This is a genomic window from Bradyrhizobium sp. WSM1417, assembly GCF_000515415.1.
Classification (GTDB): domain Bacteria; phylum Pseudomonadota; class Alphaproteobacteria; order Rhizobiales; family Xanthobacteraceae; genus Bradyrhizobium.
Map to the genome: position 1 here is coordinate 151663 of NZ_KI911783.1, position 15131 is coordinate 166793.

Annotated in this window: 15 protein-coding genes; 11 read left to right on the forward strand and 4 right to left on the reverse strand. The window is 64.4% G+C overall.

Going from position 1 to position 15131, the window contains the following annotated elements; translation table 11 throughout:
- The first annotated feature begins 10 nt into the window (after positions 1-10).
- Positions 11-904, forward strand: coding sequence for a YihY/virulence factor BrkB family protein (locus tag BRA1417_RS0100745; protein ID WP_027514162.1), 894 nt, complete (start codon positions 11-13; stop codon positions 902-904).
- On the opposite strand, the gene BRA1417_RS0100750 is transcribed toward BRA1417_RS0100745, so the two are convergent.
- From BRA1417_RS0100750 to BRA1417_RS0100760, 3 genes are all read right to left on the reverse strand, one after another.
- A complete protein-coding gene (locus BRA1417_RS0100750; RefSeq protein WP_027514163.1) occupies positions 831-2126 on the reverse strand; it encodes an ATP-binding protein in 1296 nt (431 codons plus the stop codon). The two genes, BRA1417_RS0100745 and BRA1417_RS0100750, sit on opposite strands and share 74 nt — an antisense overlap.
- A gap of 104 nt (positions 2127-2230) precedes the next feature.
- Positions 2231-3100 carry a tRNA glutamyl-Q(34) synthetase GluQRS gene (gene gluQRS / locus BRA1417_RS0100755; protein ID WP_035968309.1) on the reverse strand — a complete coding sequence of 290 codons (870 nt, stop codon included), beginning with the start codon at positions 3098-3100 and terminating at the stop codon, positions 2231-2233.
- Complete coding sequence (locus BRA1417_RS0100760; RefSeq protein WP_027514165.1) at positions 3100-3954, reverse strand: nucleotidyltransferase domain-containing protein; 855 nt, start codon at positions 3952-3954, stop codon at positions 3100-3102. The genes gluQRS and BRA1417_RS0100760 overlap by 1 nt, the downstream gene beginning before the upstream one ends.
- Positions 3955-4049: 95 nt before the next feature.
- On the opposite strand from BRA1417_RS0100760, the gene BRA1417_RS0100765 reads away from it, so the two are divergent.
- Positions 4050-4703, forward strand: a complete 654-nt coding sequence (locus tag BRA1417_RS0100765) for a DNA-3-methyladenine glycosylase (protein ID WP_027514166.1) — start codon at positions 4050-4052, stop codon at positions 4701-4703.
- On the opposite strand, the gene BRA1417_RS0100770 is transcribed toward BRA1417_RS0100765, so the two are convergent.
- Complete coding sequence (locus BRA1417_RS0100770) at positions 4700-5587, reverse strand: LysR family transcriptional regulator (protein WP_027514167.1); 888 nt, start codon at positions 5585-5587, stop codon at positions 4700-4702. The genes BRA1417_RS0100765 and BRA1417_RS0100770 overlap by 4 nt on opposite strands.
- 176 nt (positions 5588-5763) lie before the next feature.
- On the opposite strand from BRA1417_RS0100770, the gene BRA1417_RS0100775 reads away from it, so the two are divergent.
- The 9 genes from BRA1417_RS0100775 (at position 5764) to BRA1417_RS0100815 (ending at position 15102) form a co-directional block, all read left to right on the forward strand.
- On the forward strand, positions 5764-6738 hold the full coding sequence (locus tag BRA1417_RS0100775; protein ID WP_027514168.1) for a nitronate monooxygenase family protein: 975 nt from the start codon (positions 5764-5766) through the stop codon (positions 6736-6738).
- A 33-nt stretch (positions 6739-6771) separates the two neighbouring features.
- The gene (locus BRA1417_RS0100780; protein WP_027514169.1) at positions 6772-7956 is read left to right on the forward strand and encodes an ABC transporter substrate-binding protein; all 1185 of its coding nucleotides are present in this window, start codon (positions 6772-6774) and stop codon (positions 7954-7956) included.
- Between the two features lie 22 nt (positions 7957-7978).
- Positions 7979-9487: an acyl-CoA synthetase gene (locus tag BRA1417_RS0100785; protein WP_027514170.1), complete on the forward strand. Its 1509-nt coding sequence runs from the start codon at positions 7979-7981 to the stop codon at positions 9485-9487.
- A gap of 204 nt (positions 9488-9691) precedes the next feature.
- Positions 9692-10012, forward strand: a complete 321-nt coding sequence (locus BRA1417_RS0100790) for a PepSY domain-containing protein (RefSeq protein WP_027514171.1) — start codon at positions 9692-9694, stop codon at positions 10010-10012.
- A gap of 12 nt (positions 10013-10024) precedes the next feature.
- Complete coding sequence (locus BRA1417_RS0100795; RefSeq protein WP_027514172.1) at positions 10025-10654, forward strand: general stress protein; 630 nt, start codon at positions 10025-10027, stop codon at positions 10652-10654.
- A gap of 248 nt (positions 10655-10902) precedes the next feature.
- Positions 10903-12660 (forward strand): NAD(P)/FAD-dependent oxidoreductase, encoded by a 1758-nt coding sequence (locus BRA1417_RS0100800; RefSeq protein WP_027514173.1) that lies wholly within the window; start codon positions 10903-10905, stop codon positions 12658-12660.
- A 151-nt stretch (positions 12661-12811) separates the two neighbouring features.
- Positions 12812-13789, forward strand: a complete 978-nt coding sequence (locus BRA1417_RS0100805) for a peptidyl-alpha-hydroxyglycine alpha-amidating lyase family protein (RefSeq protein ID WP_027514174.1) — start codon at positions 12812-12814, stop codon at positions 13787-13789.
- Between the two features lie 216 nt (positions 13790-14005).
- Positions 14006-14563 (forward strand): HNH endonuclease, encoded by a 558-nt coding sequence (locus BRA1417_RS0100810; RefSeq protein WP_007597381.1) that lies wholly within the window; start codon positions 14006-14008, stop codon positions 14561-14563.
- A 317-nt stretch (positions 14564-14880) separates the two neighbouring features.
- A complete protein-coding gene (locus tag BRA1417_RS0100815; protein WP_027514175.1) occupies positions 14881-15102 on the forward strand; it encodes a dodecin in 222 nt (73 codons plus the stop codon).
- The last annotated feature ends 29 nt before the right edge of the window (positions 15103-15131 follow it).

Sequence of the window (15131 nt, forward strand, 5' to 3'; positions counted from 1 at the left end):
CAGGTGGCGCGTGAAGGCAATCCGCACCATCTACCTTGTCGTAATGGACGCGTTCTACACGTTCCTGGCCGACGATGGCTGGGCGATCGCGAGCCACATCGCGCTGTCGACGCTGATGGCGCTGTTCCCGTTCCTGATCGTGCTGACCTCCCTCGCCGGCTTCTTCGGCTCCAAGGAACTCGCCGATCAGGCCGCCAGCCTGATGCTTCAGGTCTGGCCCAAGCAGGTCGCGGATTCGATCTCGGGGGAAGTCCACGACGTGCTGACCACGACCCGCACCGGCCTATTCACCATCGGTGCGGTGCTGTCGGTCTACTTCGCCTCCAACGGCGTCGAGGCACTGCGGGTCGCGCTCAACCGCGCCTATGCGGTCGTGGAGATGCGGCCCTGGTACTGGCTACGGCTGGAATCGATCGCATACACGCTGATTGCGGCCTTCACCGCGCTCGCCATGGCATTCCTGATCGTGCTCGGACCGCTGCTCATCGAGGCCGCGCGTGCGCACATTCCGCTGTTCGTTGAATCCAACGAGAGGATTCTCACCTGGCTGCGCTACGGCATCACCGTCGCCGCGTTGGTGGTGGCGCTGATGATCCTGCATACCTGGCTGCCGGCGGGACGGCGCCGGTTCCTCCAGATCCTGCCCGGCATCGTCTTCACCATCGTGGCGTCGCTGATCTCGGGCATCGTGTTCGGGCAATATCTGGCGCGCTTCGCCAACAATTACGTGACGATGTATGCCGGGCTCGCCTCGGTGATCATCGCGCTGGTGTTCCTGTACTTCATCGCCGCGATCTTCGTCTACGGCGGCGAGCTCAATGCCGCGATCATCAAGTCGCGGCTTCCTCACGGCGTGTCGCTGCAAGCAGCGCAGTCGCTAGCGCCCGCGGAGACACAGGCTTGACCAGAAAGGCGTCGGCGCCGGCCTCGCGTGAGGCGACTTCGTCTTCGCCGCGACCGGACACCCCGATGATGGGGATCTGAGCCAACGGCGTCGCCATGGTGCGGATCCGCCTGATCGCCTCGACGCCATTGATGCCCGGCAGCACCATATCCATCAGCACCGCGTCGAAGGCGCCCTGCGCGAGCCGGTTCACCGCGTCCTCGCCGCGCCCGATGAACTCGGCATGATGGCCGAGCTCGGTCAGGATGGTGTTGAGCACGACGCGGCCGAACGGATTGTCCTCGACGCTGAGCAAGCGCAGCGCCGGGACCGCATCCATCTCGGCTTCGCCCTTCGACTTGCTGGACTTGCCCGATCCCGTGGCATCTACCGACACCGTCAACGTAAAGGTGGCGCCGCCGCCGGGCCGAGGGGCGACCGTGATGTCGCCGCCCATCGCGCGCGCCAGTTGCTTCACTGACGACAGGCCCAGGCCGGCGCCGCCGAAGCGCGAGGCAATGGTCACATTGGCTTGGGTAAACGGCCGGAACAGCCGCTTGATCTCGGCCATGGTGAGGCCAATGCCGCTGTCGGACACCGCGAAAGCGATTCCGACGCTGCCTTTGCTCTTTGTTTGGCCTTTGCTCTTGGTGTTGCTCTTGGCGGAACGCCAAGGCGCGACCGTGAGCGCCACGCCGCCGTGCTCGGTGAACTTCACGGCATTGTCGATCAGGTTCTCGAGCGCGGCGCGCAGGCGCACGGGATCACCGACCACCAGCCCGGGCAGCTTCTCCGAGATATCGACCTCGGCCTGGAGGCCCTTGGCCGCGGCGCGACCGGCCAGCGAATCGCCAGCGTTGCGGGCGAGCGTCCGCAGGTCGAACAAATCCTGCCGCAGCGAGCTTCCACCCCCGACCGTCTTCCCGGTCCCCTTGCCACTTCGGGCGGCATCGACGAACAGGGTAGCAAGGTTCGCCAGATGCTCGGCACCGGCCTTGATCGTGTCGGCCCAGCGTCTTTCCCGCTCACCGAGATCCGAAGTCGCGAGCAGGTCGCTGATCGCGAGAATGCCGGTCAGGGGAGTGCGGACCTCATGGGCAAAGGCGGCAAGCGCGGCCTGGACGACGTCCGGCTCGCCCCGCTTGGTGCTGCGCTTGCGCAACCGGGCAGTCGGCCCGGAGCGCTTCCGAGCCACTCGCTTGGACGTCCCCGTAGTGCGCGCTGCGCGCGTTTTCGCCGCCATAACTCCCCTTCGAAGTATCCCCTTCGAACCCCGGGCCGTCAGGTGAGCATGGCACGGCGGAACACCCGGAGTCACGGCGGCGTTTGGCTAACCCCCAGAGAAACTTAATCTAATCCCACCAGCTGGCGGATACCGGCCGGCGTGGCGCCGGCAGCGCGCAGTTCACGAAGGCCGGTCGAGCTGGTTGATTTCGACAGCTTCCGGCCGCCCTCGTCGCGAACTAGCCCATGGTGGCGGTAGACGGGTTCGGGCAGGCGGAGCAGAACCTGAAGGAGACGGTGGACAGAAGTGGCGTGGAATAGGTCCTGGCCGCGCACGATTTCGCCGATGTCCTGGAGCGCATCGTCGACAACGACGGACAGATGGTAACTGGTCGGAGTCTCCTTGCGGGCCACAATGACATCGCCCCAGGCTTCTGGCCGCGCCGGAACGACACCACGCTCACCATCGGGCCCCTCGCCCAGTTCGTTCCAGCTCAGGTCGGCGGCGCGGCGGCAGGCGGCCGCCATGTCGAGCCGAAGCGCATAGGGCGCACCGGTGTCGATGAGGCGGTCGCACTCGTCGGCGGACAGCGATCTGGCGTCGCCGGGATAGAGCGGCGCGCCGTCGGGATCGCGCGGCCACGGCCCAGCCGCTTCACGCGCCGCAACCAGCCTTGTGATCTCGGCGCGGCTTTCGAAGGCGGGATAGACCAGGCCAAGCGCCGAGAGCCTGTCCAGTGCCGCGCGATACGCGTCGAAATGCTCCGACTGCCGCCGCACCGGCGTCTCCCAGGCGACACCGAGCCAGGCGAGGTCCCCGTAGATCGCTGTCTCATACTCTGGCCGGCAACGCGTCGCGTCGATGTCCTCCATCCGCAACAAAAACCGCCCGCCGGTCTCGCGCGCGCGATCGAAATTGAGCAGCGCGGAATAGGCGTGACCGAGATGCAGGTAGCCGTTCGGACTGGGGGCAAATCGGAAAACGGGTGGCATCAGACAAGCGGGAACGGGACAACGGCGCCGCTCTCCCGCTCGAGGCGCTCCACCACGCTGCGATAAAATTCTTCCGCCCGAAGGATCATCGCTTCCGACGCACTTGGTGCACTACCCTCGAAGAGATCGCGAGCAAGCTCGAACTCCGCATCTAGGAAGTCGGCCACGATCGGCGGCAGAGGTGCCGAACCGAGCTCGTGCGTAATCGACTTCCGGGCCATGAGTTCCATGACCTCCAACTTCAGTTCACTCGGCGGGTCGCATTCCTCCATGAGGGTCGGGAAATGCATCGGCGCCACCGCTTCGGCAGGACGCATGCGCAACCATCGCAAAGCGGCAGCGGGTCGAAGGGCATAGAAGATTTTCTTTTGCGCAACGCTGGTCCCGTCGCCGAAATAGACTCGCCGCTGCCGCTCACCAAGATGAAGATAATGACGGCAGACGGCTTCGCGGCTAGCGACCCCTCTGGCAAACGCCAGGAAGTCATCACGAAACCAGGCCTGTCCCCGGTAAACGACGGGCGAGCATAGCCACTCCAAGATCGCCGCATTACCCTTCAACAGGAGCTGGAGCGCCTTGCGCAAGTCCCAACCATTCGCATCGAGATCTCCTTCGAACGGAAGCTCGATGACGTCACGGCTAACCCACGGCGTAATGTGATCGAAAGCGCGGCGCACATAGACAAAGCGGCAGTCATAGTCGCTGTCAGGCGAGGCGAATCCCCAGGCTCGACTTCCGCTTTCGATCGCGAGCGGAAGGAAGACGCGATGTTCGTCAACGACGCGGTCCAGCATGGCATCGATCAGTGCGACTTTGCCGCCGTCCATCTCCACGGGAATACTTCTCAAATTCATCGAACGCTTCCGGATTCCGATAGTATGGTCTTAATCTTATCGTCCCAAGCCGTCCACAGGACGAACAATCCGCATCGCGGCGAGTCGATAACGTCATGACCATCCACCTCGAAACCCAATCCGATCTCGAAGAGGCCGTCCACGTGCTGGTCAAGCGTGATCCGCGCCTGAAGCCCGTACTAGCGACGGCCGGCATGCCGGCGTTGCGGCGGCGCGAGCCGGGCTTTGCGGGGCTTGCCCACATTGTCTGCGGGCAACAGCTCTCGACCGCGAGCGCCGCGGCGATCTGGGGGCGGTTGTCGGCAGCTTTCGATCCGTTCGACCACGAGGCGGTCCGCCGCGCCCGCACTGACCGGCTGGGGCGGCTCGGCCTGTCGGCCGCCAAGATCAAGACGCTGAAACATCTCGCGCGCGAGATCACCGCACAGCGGCTGAACCTGGACGTGCTCGCGGAAGAAGACGCCGATGCCGCGCACCACACGCTGATCGCACTGCCCGGCATCGGACCGTGGACCGCAGACGTCTATCTGCTGTTTTGCCTGGGCCATGGCGACGCTTGGCCGGCCGGCGACCTCGCCGTGCAGGAAGGCATCCGCATTGGGCTCGGCTTGCAGGCGCGGCCGACGGAGAAGCAGATGGCGCCGCTCGCCGAACCCTGGCGCCCCCTGCGCGGCGCGGCGGCGCATCTGTGGTGGAGCTATTATCGCGCGGTAAAAAAACGCGAAGGCGTCATCGCGGGACCCGCTTAGCCCCGCAGCCTAACGCGATCGGTCCGGGCGCAATCGGCGACGAAGTCGATGACGGCCCGCACCGCCGGCAGTTCGACAAGGTCGGGATGGGCGAGCAGCCACAGGTCCGCCACGCTGGCGAGCTTCTGCGGCGCGACACGCACGAGATCGGGATAGGTTTCGGCGACAAAGCACGACAGGGCGGAGATTCCGAGTCCGGCGCGGACTGCCGCCAGCATGTCGCCCTGCGACGAGCAGCGCATCACCACCCTGGCCTGACGCGTGACGACGTCGCTCCACCGCGCAAGCTGGACGTTGGAGGTCTGATCGGCGAAACCGATGACGCTGTGCCCCTTCCACTCGCCGCGCCGTTCCGGCAAGGACCGCCCGCCGGCATAGTCCCGCGAGGCGTAGAACCCGGTGCCGAGACGGCCGATCTTGCGGCCGACCAGATTTTCCTCGCCGCTGTCGAAGGGCCGCAGCACCACGTCCGCCTCGCGCCGGCGCACGCTCGCCGGAAACGGGTGGGTGATGATCTCGAGCTGGACGTGATCATGCGCGCGCAGGAAAGCAGGCAGGCACGGCATCAGCCAATGTGAGGCCAGCGTCGCGCCGATCGACAGCTTGACGGTCCCGCGCGCCTTGTGCCCTCCGGCCGAGACTGCCGTCTCCGCCCGCAGCGCGGCCGCCGCCATCACCTCGGCGTGCTCGCGCAGCGTCCGTCCATCCGCGGTCAGCGCCAGGCCGTCGGCGGCGCGCGCCACCAGCCGGGTGCCGAGCTGAGCTTCCAGCGCCGCAATCTTGCGGCTGACGGTGGGATGGCTGCTGTGCAGCCGGCGCGCCGCGCCGGTGAAGCTGCCGGTATCGGCGACCGCGACGAAGGTCTTGCAAAGGTCCCAGTCCATGAGTGTCCTCTGTTCAAATCTGAATAGTCGCCCGTTCAATATTGAACGATGGGAGGCCGCACTCCAACCCCTATAATGGCGTGAAATGAAACATGGGCGGCAACTCGCCCGCGACAATCAACAGGGAAATGCCTCGTCATCCGCCTGCCGGCGGACTGCGTTTCCGGGAGGACATCATGGCGCTGCCCGCTCTCTTGAAGGATTCGCTCGAGCTGCCCGTGGTCGGCTCGCCGCTCTTCCTAGTGTCGGGCCCGGAGCTGGTGATCGCCCAGTGCAAGGCCGGTATCGTTGGCTCGTTTCCGGCGCTCAATGCCCGTCCGGTGGAAAAGCTCGACGAGTGGCTGAGCCGCATCGAGGACGAACTCGGCGAATACAAGTCGCTCAATCCCGGCAAGAAGGTCGCACCCTACGCCGTCAACCAGATCTGCCACGCCTCCAACGACCGACTGATGAAGGACATGGAGATCTGTGTGAAGCACAGGGCGCCCATCATCATCACCTCGCTGCGACCGCCCGCCGAGCTCGTCGAGGCCGCACATTCCTACGGCGGCCTCGTGTTCCACGACGTCATCAACGTCAAGCACGCGCGCAAGGCCGCCGAGCAAGGTGTCGACGGCCTGATCCTGGTCTGCGCCGGCGCTGGCGGACATGCAGGAACGCTCTCGCCTTTCGCACTGGTACGCGAGGTCAAGCAATGGTTCGACGGCGCAATCCTGCTGTCGGGCGCAATCAGCGACGGCTTCGCAATCGCCTCCGCGCTGACGCTGGGCGCCGACCTCGCCTATATCGGCACGCGCTTCATCGCGACGAAGGAAGCCAATGCTGACGAAGCCTACAAGTCCGCCCTGACACAGCACGCCGCCCACGACATCGTCTACACCAACCTCTTCACCGGCGTGCACGGCAACTATCTCGGGCCTTCGATCGCCGCGGCCGGGCTCGATCCGGACAATCTGCCGGCGGCCGACAAGACGAAGATGAATTTCGGCTCCGGCGGCAACATGAAGTCCAAGGCGTGGCGCGACATCTGGGGCTCGGGCCAGGGTATCGGCCAGATCGCAGACGCGCCGCCGGTCGCCGAGCTCGTCGACCGGATGAAACAGGAATTCGATCAGGCGCGACAGGATTTCCTGATGCGCGCCAGCGCCTGACGGCTCGAACCGACAATAAAACGGGAGGACACCATGAAGCTGGCAGCCGCACTGATCGGCATGTCGTTGCTGACGCTCGCTGGCGGCAGCGCCTATGCCGAAGGCAGCGACGAGATTCGCATTGGGCAGACCCTGCCCTACAGCGGTCCGGCCTCCGGCTTCGGCGCGATCGGACGGACGCAGGAAGCGTTCTTCGAGAAGGTCAATGCCGAAGGCGGCATCAACGGCCGCAAGGTCAAGCTCATCACGCTGGACGACGCCTACTCGCCGCCGAAGACCGTCGAGCAGACCCGCAAACTGGTGGAGCAAGACGAGGTGTTGATGATGTTCGGCTCACTCGGCACCGCCACCAACAGCGCCGTGCAGCGCTATCTCAACGCCAAGAAAGTGCCGCAGCTATTCGTGCTCTCCGGCGCCACCAAATGGGCCGAACCACAGAAGAACCCGTGGACGATGCCGGGCATGGCGGCCTACGAATCCGAAGGCGTGGTCTATGCCAAATACATTTTGCAGGCCAAGCCCGACGCCAGGATTGCGATCCTGTCGCAGAACGATGATTTCGGCCGCGATTATGTGGCGGGGTTCAAGCGTGCGCTCGGGACCAAGGCGGCCGGCATGATCGTCGCGGAAGCAAGCTACGAGACCAGCGCGCCGACGATTAGCTCGCAACTCTCGACGCTGAAGGCGTCAGGCGCCAACGTGCTGTTCGGCGTCGTGCTCGGCAAGTTCACCTCGCAGATGGTCAAGGGCGTGGCCGAGATCGGCTGGAAACCGGAGCTGTTCTTCGTGCCGACCTCCGCGTCGTCGATCTCTTTCCTGGAACCGGCAGGGCTCGACAACGCGGTCGGCCTGATCTCGTCGAGCAACCAGAAGGACACGATGGACCCGCAATGGGCCGACGATCCCGGCGTGAAGGAATATTTCGCCTTTATGAAGCGTTACATGCCGACCGCGGACCTCTCCAACTCCAACTACGCCGCGGGCTATCACTATGCCACGCTGCTGATGACGGTGCTGAAGGCGTGCAAGGATGATATCAGCCGCGACAACATCATGCGCCAGGCGGCCTCGCTGAAGGATGTGAAGCTGCCGCTGCTGCTGCCGGGAATGGCGGTTACGACCGGCCCCGACGACTATCTGCCGTTCCAGCAGCTTCAGCTCCGGCGTTTCAACGGCAAGAGCTGGGTCGGCTTCGGCGACGTGCTGGATGACCGCTAGACGAGCGGGATGAGGAGACGCCATGATCATCAGCGGCGAACGCCAGATCAGCTATGACGACCTCCGGGCCCGGATCAGGCGGGCGATGAGCGGCTTCCGCGCCCTCGGGCTTGCCGAGGCCGCGCCGGTCGCGATGATGCTGCGCAACGATTTCGCCCTGTTCGAGGTGGTTGCGGCCTCGGCCGCGCTGGGAAGTCCGGTGGTGCCGATCAACTGGCATTTGAAAGCCGAGGAGGTCCGTTACATCCTGGCCGACAGCGGGGCGAAGATCCTGGTCTGCCATGCCGATTTGCTGCCGCAGATCCGCGACGGCATACCGGCGGATGTTCTTCTCCTGGTCGTTGCGACGCCGCCCGAACTCGCGGCGACCTTCTCGATCCCTCGGGAGCTGACCGAGATCCCTGTGGGACTGACCGATTGGGACCGCTGGCGCGACGACCATCCGCAAGCGCAGGAGCCACCGCGCCGGGCGGCAGCGATGATCTACACATCAGGGACTACGGGCATGCCGAAGGGCGTACGGCGTATGCCGATGCAGCCCGAACAGGCGGCCGCCTCGGAACGCGTGGGCGGGATCGCCTATGGCATCAAGCCGCGGGAAGACCAAATCGTGCTGATCAACGGCCCGATGTATCACTCGGCGCCGCATTCCTACGGCATGCTGGCGTTCCGCAGCGCTTGCACCATCATCCTCCAGGCGCGGTTCGATGCCGAGGAGCTGCTTGCGCTGATCGAGCGCCACCGCGTCACGCACATTCACATGGTACCGACCATGTTCGTCCGGCTGCTGCGGTTGCCCGAAGCGGTCAGACAGCGTTACGACCTGTCGTCGCTGCGTTTCGTCGTGCACGGCGCTGCGCCCTGCCCGCCGGACGTCAAGCGCGCCATGATCGACTGGTGGGGACCGGTCATCAACGAATATTTCGGCTCCACGGAGACCGGGATCCCGGTGTGGCACTCGGCCGAGGAAGCACTGAAGAAGCCCGGGACGGTCGGCCGCGCCATCGAAGGCGGCATCGTCAGGATCTTCCGCGACGATGGCAGCCCGTGCGGTGCCAACGAAGTCGGCGAAATCTACATGCGCCAGACGGCGGTGCCCGATTTCGACTATCACGGCAGGTCGCAGGCAAGGGCCGAGGCCGGACGTGACGGGTTGGTCAGCGTCGGCGACGTCGGTTACCTCGACGCGGACGGCTATCTGTTCCTGTGCGACCGCAAGCGCGACATGGTGATCTCCGGCGGCGTCAACATCTATCCCGCCGAGATTGAGAACGCGCTGATCGGAATGCCCGGCGTGCGCGACTGTGCCGTGTTCGGGATCCCGGACGCGGAATTCGGCGAACGGCTGTGCGCCTTTGTCGAGCCTGAATCGGACTCCGAGCTCTCGGCCGACGCTGTTCGATCGTTCCTGCGCGAGCGGCTTGCCAATTTCAAGGTGCCAAAGGACGTCGAATTCCGCGACGCGCTGCCGCGCGAGGCGATCGGAAAGATCTTCAAGCGCAAGCTGCGGGAGCCCTATTGGGCGACGTGAGCCGGGAGCTCACTTTCAGCTCACGACAAGAGCCAGTCTTCTCGGGCGAAGTGCAGACTGCATAAACGGGAAAGAGCGGCAATCGTTCCTGGATTCTTGAGAATTCTAGAACGTTGAAGCCACGCGCTTCGATTTCCGAGCTGCCGCAACCAATTCGAATCTCGTCTGTTGTCGACGGGCACAATCACTGCCGGAGGATAAACTATGTCACGTCTCATTTCGCTCGCTGCGGCTGTCCTGCTGCTCGGATCAATGCCCGTAAGCGCACAGTCGCAAAAGGCACAAAGCGGCCCGGGCAACAACGCCGTCAACAGCTCTGATCACAACAACTCCAACGCACCGGTTGCAGGCCGCAACAGCTTCACCGAGGGACAGGCGAAGTCGAAGATCGAGGGCGCGGGCTATTCCAATGTTTCTGGCCTGCAAAAGGACGACAACGGCGTCTGGCGCGGCAAGGCCGACAAGGCTGGGACCAAGGCGGACGTGAGCGTCGATTTCCAGGGCAACGTGAACCCCGCCAAGTAAGGAGGATAAAACATGACCACCACCATTTCTCGACTTTATGACACCTATTCGGATGCGGAACGTGCGGTCAGGCGTCTGGAGGCCGCGGGCGTGCCGCACTCCGACATCAGCATCGTCGCGAACAACTCCGATAATTGGTACGGCTCCTCCACCGGCAAGGTCGACCGCGACCGCGACGGCGTCGACGATCGCGCCGAAGGTGCCGGCACGGGCGCCGGCATCGGCGCAGGCCTCGGAAGCGCGGCGGGCCTGCTTGCAGGACTTGGCTTGTTAGCTATTCCGGGACTCGGCCCGGTGGTTGCTGCCGGATGGCTGGCTTCGACCGCAGTTGGTGCCGCAGCCGGCGCCGCGACAGGCGGCATCGTCGGCGCGCTGACCGAAGCCGGCGTCTCCAACGACGATGCGTCGCGCTACGCGGAGGGCGTCCGGCGCGGCGGAACGCTGGTATCGGCGCGGGTACCCGACCAGGACCGCACGCGTCTCGATGCCCTTCTGCACGAGAAGGCCGTGAACCTGCAGGAACGGAGCGCCGCCTGGCAAAAGTCCGGCTGGAACGGCTTCGATGCCGCAAGTCCGCCGTTGTCGCCCGACGATGTCGGCCGTGAGCGTGAGTTGTACGGCGCCGGCACGCGGGTGAGATAGGGATGTTCCGCTCGCCCCACGCGAGCGGCTGTGAAACCTAAGCGCGAGGGAGGCTCCACCAAGGTGGAGCCTTTTTCGTGTGCCCCTCCTCGAACACCACGAGGGTGCCGCAGGTCTCTCTCAGGGCGCATTCCGCTGAAGCAGGGGCACATGTTCTTACTGCTCGGGTAATCGGCTATTGGCCGTCTGCGAAACAGTATAGCTTTCGACCCTAGAGGAAACGCCGCGAAGACGGCACGAGGTCGCGCATGCTGGACAGGACGAAGGATATTGCGGCATCCGCGCAAGCCTGGCTCGACGAATTTGAGCGCACGCTTGACGCACCCCATGACGCTGGACTGGATCGTCTGCTCCTCGCCGACAGCTATTGGCGCGACGCGCTGGCACTCAGCTGGAACCTGCAAACCATCGCCGGCGGCGACTCGATCAAGCGGGAGCTGACAACGCTCGCGGCAAAGGTCGCGCCGGGCAGCTTCAAGATCGCGCCGAACCGAGCGCCACCGCGCTGGGTGACGCGTGCCGGGACCAACACGATCGAAGCGATCTTCCATTTCGAAACCGCACTGGGGCGCGGCAGCGGCATCGTCCGGCTTGTGCCCGACGCCACCGACGGCGACCGCCTGAAAGCGTGGACGCTCCTCACCGCGCTCGACGAGCTTAAGGGCTTCGAGGAGCAGCTCGGCACCTCGCGGCCGCGCGGCCAGGCCTATTCGCGCGACTTCCGTGGACCGAACTGGCTCGACCTGCGCAACGCCGCGCGCGACTACGCCGATCGCGATCCCGCCGTGCTGGTCGTCGGCGGCGGCCAGGCCGGGCTCGCGATTGCGGCGCGGCTGAAGCAGTTGAACATCGACACCCTGATCGTCGATCGCGAGGCCCGGATCGGGGACAATTGGCGCAAGCGCTATCACGCGCTGACCCTGCACAACCAGGTGCAGGTCAATCATTTGCCCTACATGCCGTTTCCGCCGAGCTGGCCGACCTATATCCCCAAGGACAAGCTCGCCAACTGGTTCGAAGCTTACGTCGACGCGATGGAGCTGAACTTCTGGACCGGCACCGAATTCGAAGGCGGCGCCTACGACCATGCCAAGGGCAATTGGACCGTCACGTTGCGACGCGCCGACGGCAGCAAACGGACCGTGCACCCGCGCCATGTGGTGATGGCAACCGGCGTCAGCGGCATCGCCAATGTGCCTGTCATTCCGACCCTCGATAACTTCAAGGGCACGCTGCTGCATTCGAGCCGCTACGAGGACGGCGAGACCTGGACAGGCAAACGCGCCATCGTCATCGGCACCGGCAACAGCGGCCACGACATCGCGCAGGATCTTCACTCCAGCGGCGCCGAAGTGACGCTGGTGCAGCGTTCACCCACGCTCGTCACCAATATCGAGCCGTCGGCCCAACTCGCTTATGCCACCTACAACGAGGGCACGCTCGAGGACAATGATCTGATCGCCACCTCGATGCCGACGCCGCTGGCGAAGAAGACCCATGTGATGCTGACGGAGCAGTCGAAGCAGCTTGATAAGGAGCTGCTTGACGGCCTCTCCAGCGTCGGCTTCAAGCTCGATTTCGGCGAGGCCGGCACCGGTTGGCAGTTCAAATACCTCACCCGCGGCGGCGGCTATTATTTCAACGTCGGCTGCTCCAACCTCATCGTGGAGGGCGCGATCAAGCTCAGGCAGTTTTCTGAGATCGAGGGCTTCGTCGCCGAGGGCGTCCGGATGAAGGGCACGACCGTTCCGGCTGACCTGATCGTGCTTTCGACCGGTTACAAGACGCAGGAATATCTGGTGCGGAAACTGTTCGGCGAGGCCGTCGCCGACCGGGTCGGCCCGATCTGGGGCTTTGGCGACGGCCTCGAACTGCGCAACATGTATGTGCGCACTGGGCAGCCCGGCCTCTGGTTCATCGCCGGCAGCCTCGCGCAATGCCGGATCAACTCGAAATATCTAGCGCTGCAGATCAAGGCGATCGAGGAAGGGATTTTTGGGGCGTGAGGCGGGCGCAATTTGAGCCTCCTCGTCATTGCGAGCGCAGCAAAGCAATCCAGTGTCTTTCCGCGGAGACAGCCTGGATTGCTTCGCTGCGCTCGCAATGACAGTGTGGAGACGATCGCGCATCGCCGACACGAATAGGAGGAGAACACCCATGCCAGCCATTCTCGGCACCGGCGAGCATTGCTACCGCGTCGTTGAAAACTTCGCAAAGCTGCCGGACGGATGGCAGCTCACCGATGTCGCTTCGGTCGCGGTCGACAGCAAGGACCGCGTCTACGTCTTCAACCGCGGGGCCCATCCGATGGTCGTGCTGGACCGCGAGGGCAATTTTCTCCGGAGTTGGGGCGAAGGCCTGTTCTCGCGCGCCCACGGCCTGCACATCGATTGCGACGACAATCTCTATTGCACCGATGACGGCGACCACACCGTGCGCAAGTGCACCACCGACGGCAAGGTGCTGTTGACGATCGGCATCCCCGAGAAACCGTCGTCATTCATGAGCGGCGATCCCTTCCACCGCTGTACCCACACCGCGTTGTCGCCGAAGGGCGAAATCTACGTCTCCGACGGCTATGGCAATGCGCGCGTGCACAAGTTCACGCCGGACGGCAAGCTCCTCAAGAGCTGGGGCGAGCCCGGCACCGATCCCGGCCAGTTCAACATCGTGCACAACATCGCCACCGACGCTGACGGCTTTGTTTATGTCGCCGACCGCGAGAACCACCGCGTGCAAGTGTTCGACGGCAACGGGAAGTACGAGACGCAGTGGAACAATCTGCACCGCCCCTGTGCGCTGTGCTGTTGCGGTGGCGGCAAAAGCCCGACCTTCATTATCGGGGAACTCGGCCCCGGCCTCGCGGTCAACCGCAAGGTGCCCAATCTCGGCCCCCGGCTGTCGATTGTGGATGCAAAAGGCAACCGCATCGCGCGGCTCGGCGGCGAGGCAGGCCCGGGCGTTGCGAGCGGAAAATTCCTGGCGCCGCACGGCATCGCGCTGGATTCCAGGGGCGACATCTATGTCGGCGAGGTCGGCGTCACCGACTGGAAGACCAGCTTTCCGGACGAGGAGATGCCGGCCGCGGTGCGCGCGACGCGATGTTTGCAGAAGCTGGAGCGGGTGCGGGAGTAGCTGCCTCGGCACACTCCACGTCGCGCTGTCGGGATGACGCCGCCTCCACCGCCTCAGACCTGGAAATGACGGCGTTTTGCGCGCTTTGCCACCCCCCGGGCCGCATCGCTTGGGCCGGAATAAGTCGCTCAACGGGCTTCACAATCCCGTCACGCTGCATGTAGTATGTCAGTTACGTGCTGCTTCGCAGCGTACATTGGAGGCCAGGAGCGTTACTTGAACGCACATGTCTCGCAAGGCCATTGGCCGGTGTTGGTGCTGAATGCGGACTTCCGGCCGCTGAGTTACTACCCACTGTCTTTGTGGTCGTGGCAGGACGCGATCAAGGCGGTATTCCTCGACCGCGTCAACATCGTCGCGCATTACGATCAGGCGGTCCACAGCCCCACGCTGCAAATGCAGCTGCCGAGCGTCGTCTCGCTCAAATCCTTCGTCAAGCCGACCACGCACCCTGCCTTCACCCGATTCAACGTCTTCTTGCGCGATCGTTTCGCCTGCCAATATTGCGGCTCGCCCGAAGACCTTACCTTCGACCACATCATCCCGCGCAGCAAAGGCGGCCAGACCACCTGGGAGAATGTGGTTGCGGCCTGCTCGCCCTGCAATCTGCGCAAGGGCAATCTGACGCCCGTGCAGGCCAAGATGTTTCCACGTCAGCACGCGTTCGCGCCGACCGTGCACCAGCTCCACCGCAATGGCCGCCTGTTCCCACCGAACTATCTGCACGACAGCTGGCTGGATTATCTCTACTGGGATACGGAGCTGGATCCGTAGCGGCGCGAACTGCGCGCCAACTTCACCGCCTCTGCTCCGCCCATCCCGCCTCAGCCGCGGAATCGCGCCGCTACCCTGCTCAACTGAACGCCGTCACCGAGAACCAGAGAGAGCTGAACGTTCTGTCGCGTCGTGCCCATCCATGGGTAGCGCTTAGCGGGCCGGCGTCGGCCGCTCCACCCAGCCTGACGCAGGCGGGACATCACAAGCGGCGGAACCTGAAGTGACGGCGTCCGTTTGCAGAGAAGGCCGCATGTCGCGGGCCCGCCGACTGTCCCGCGAGAGACAGTCCACCAAGCACACAGGAGAGACTTGCGATGCCCCCAGCCGAGCACGATCACGTCTACAAGATCCTGGAACTGGTCGGATCGTCCGAGACCTCGATCGAGGATGCGATCAAGAACGCGGTCAGCCGGGCTGCCAAGACCGTTCGCGAGATGAAATGGTTCGAGGTGGTGCAAACGCGCGGCCATATCGAGAACGGTGCCGTGCGCCACTACCAGGTGACGCTCCGCGTCGGCTTCACGCTGGATGAGTAAGGCAGAAAACGCCGCGCGAAGCCGAGGCC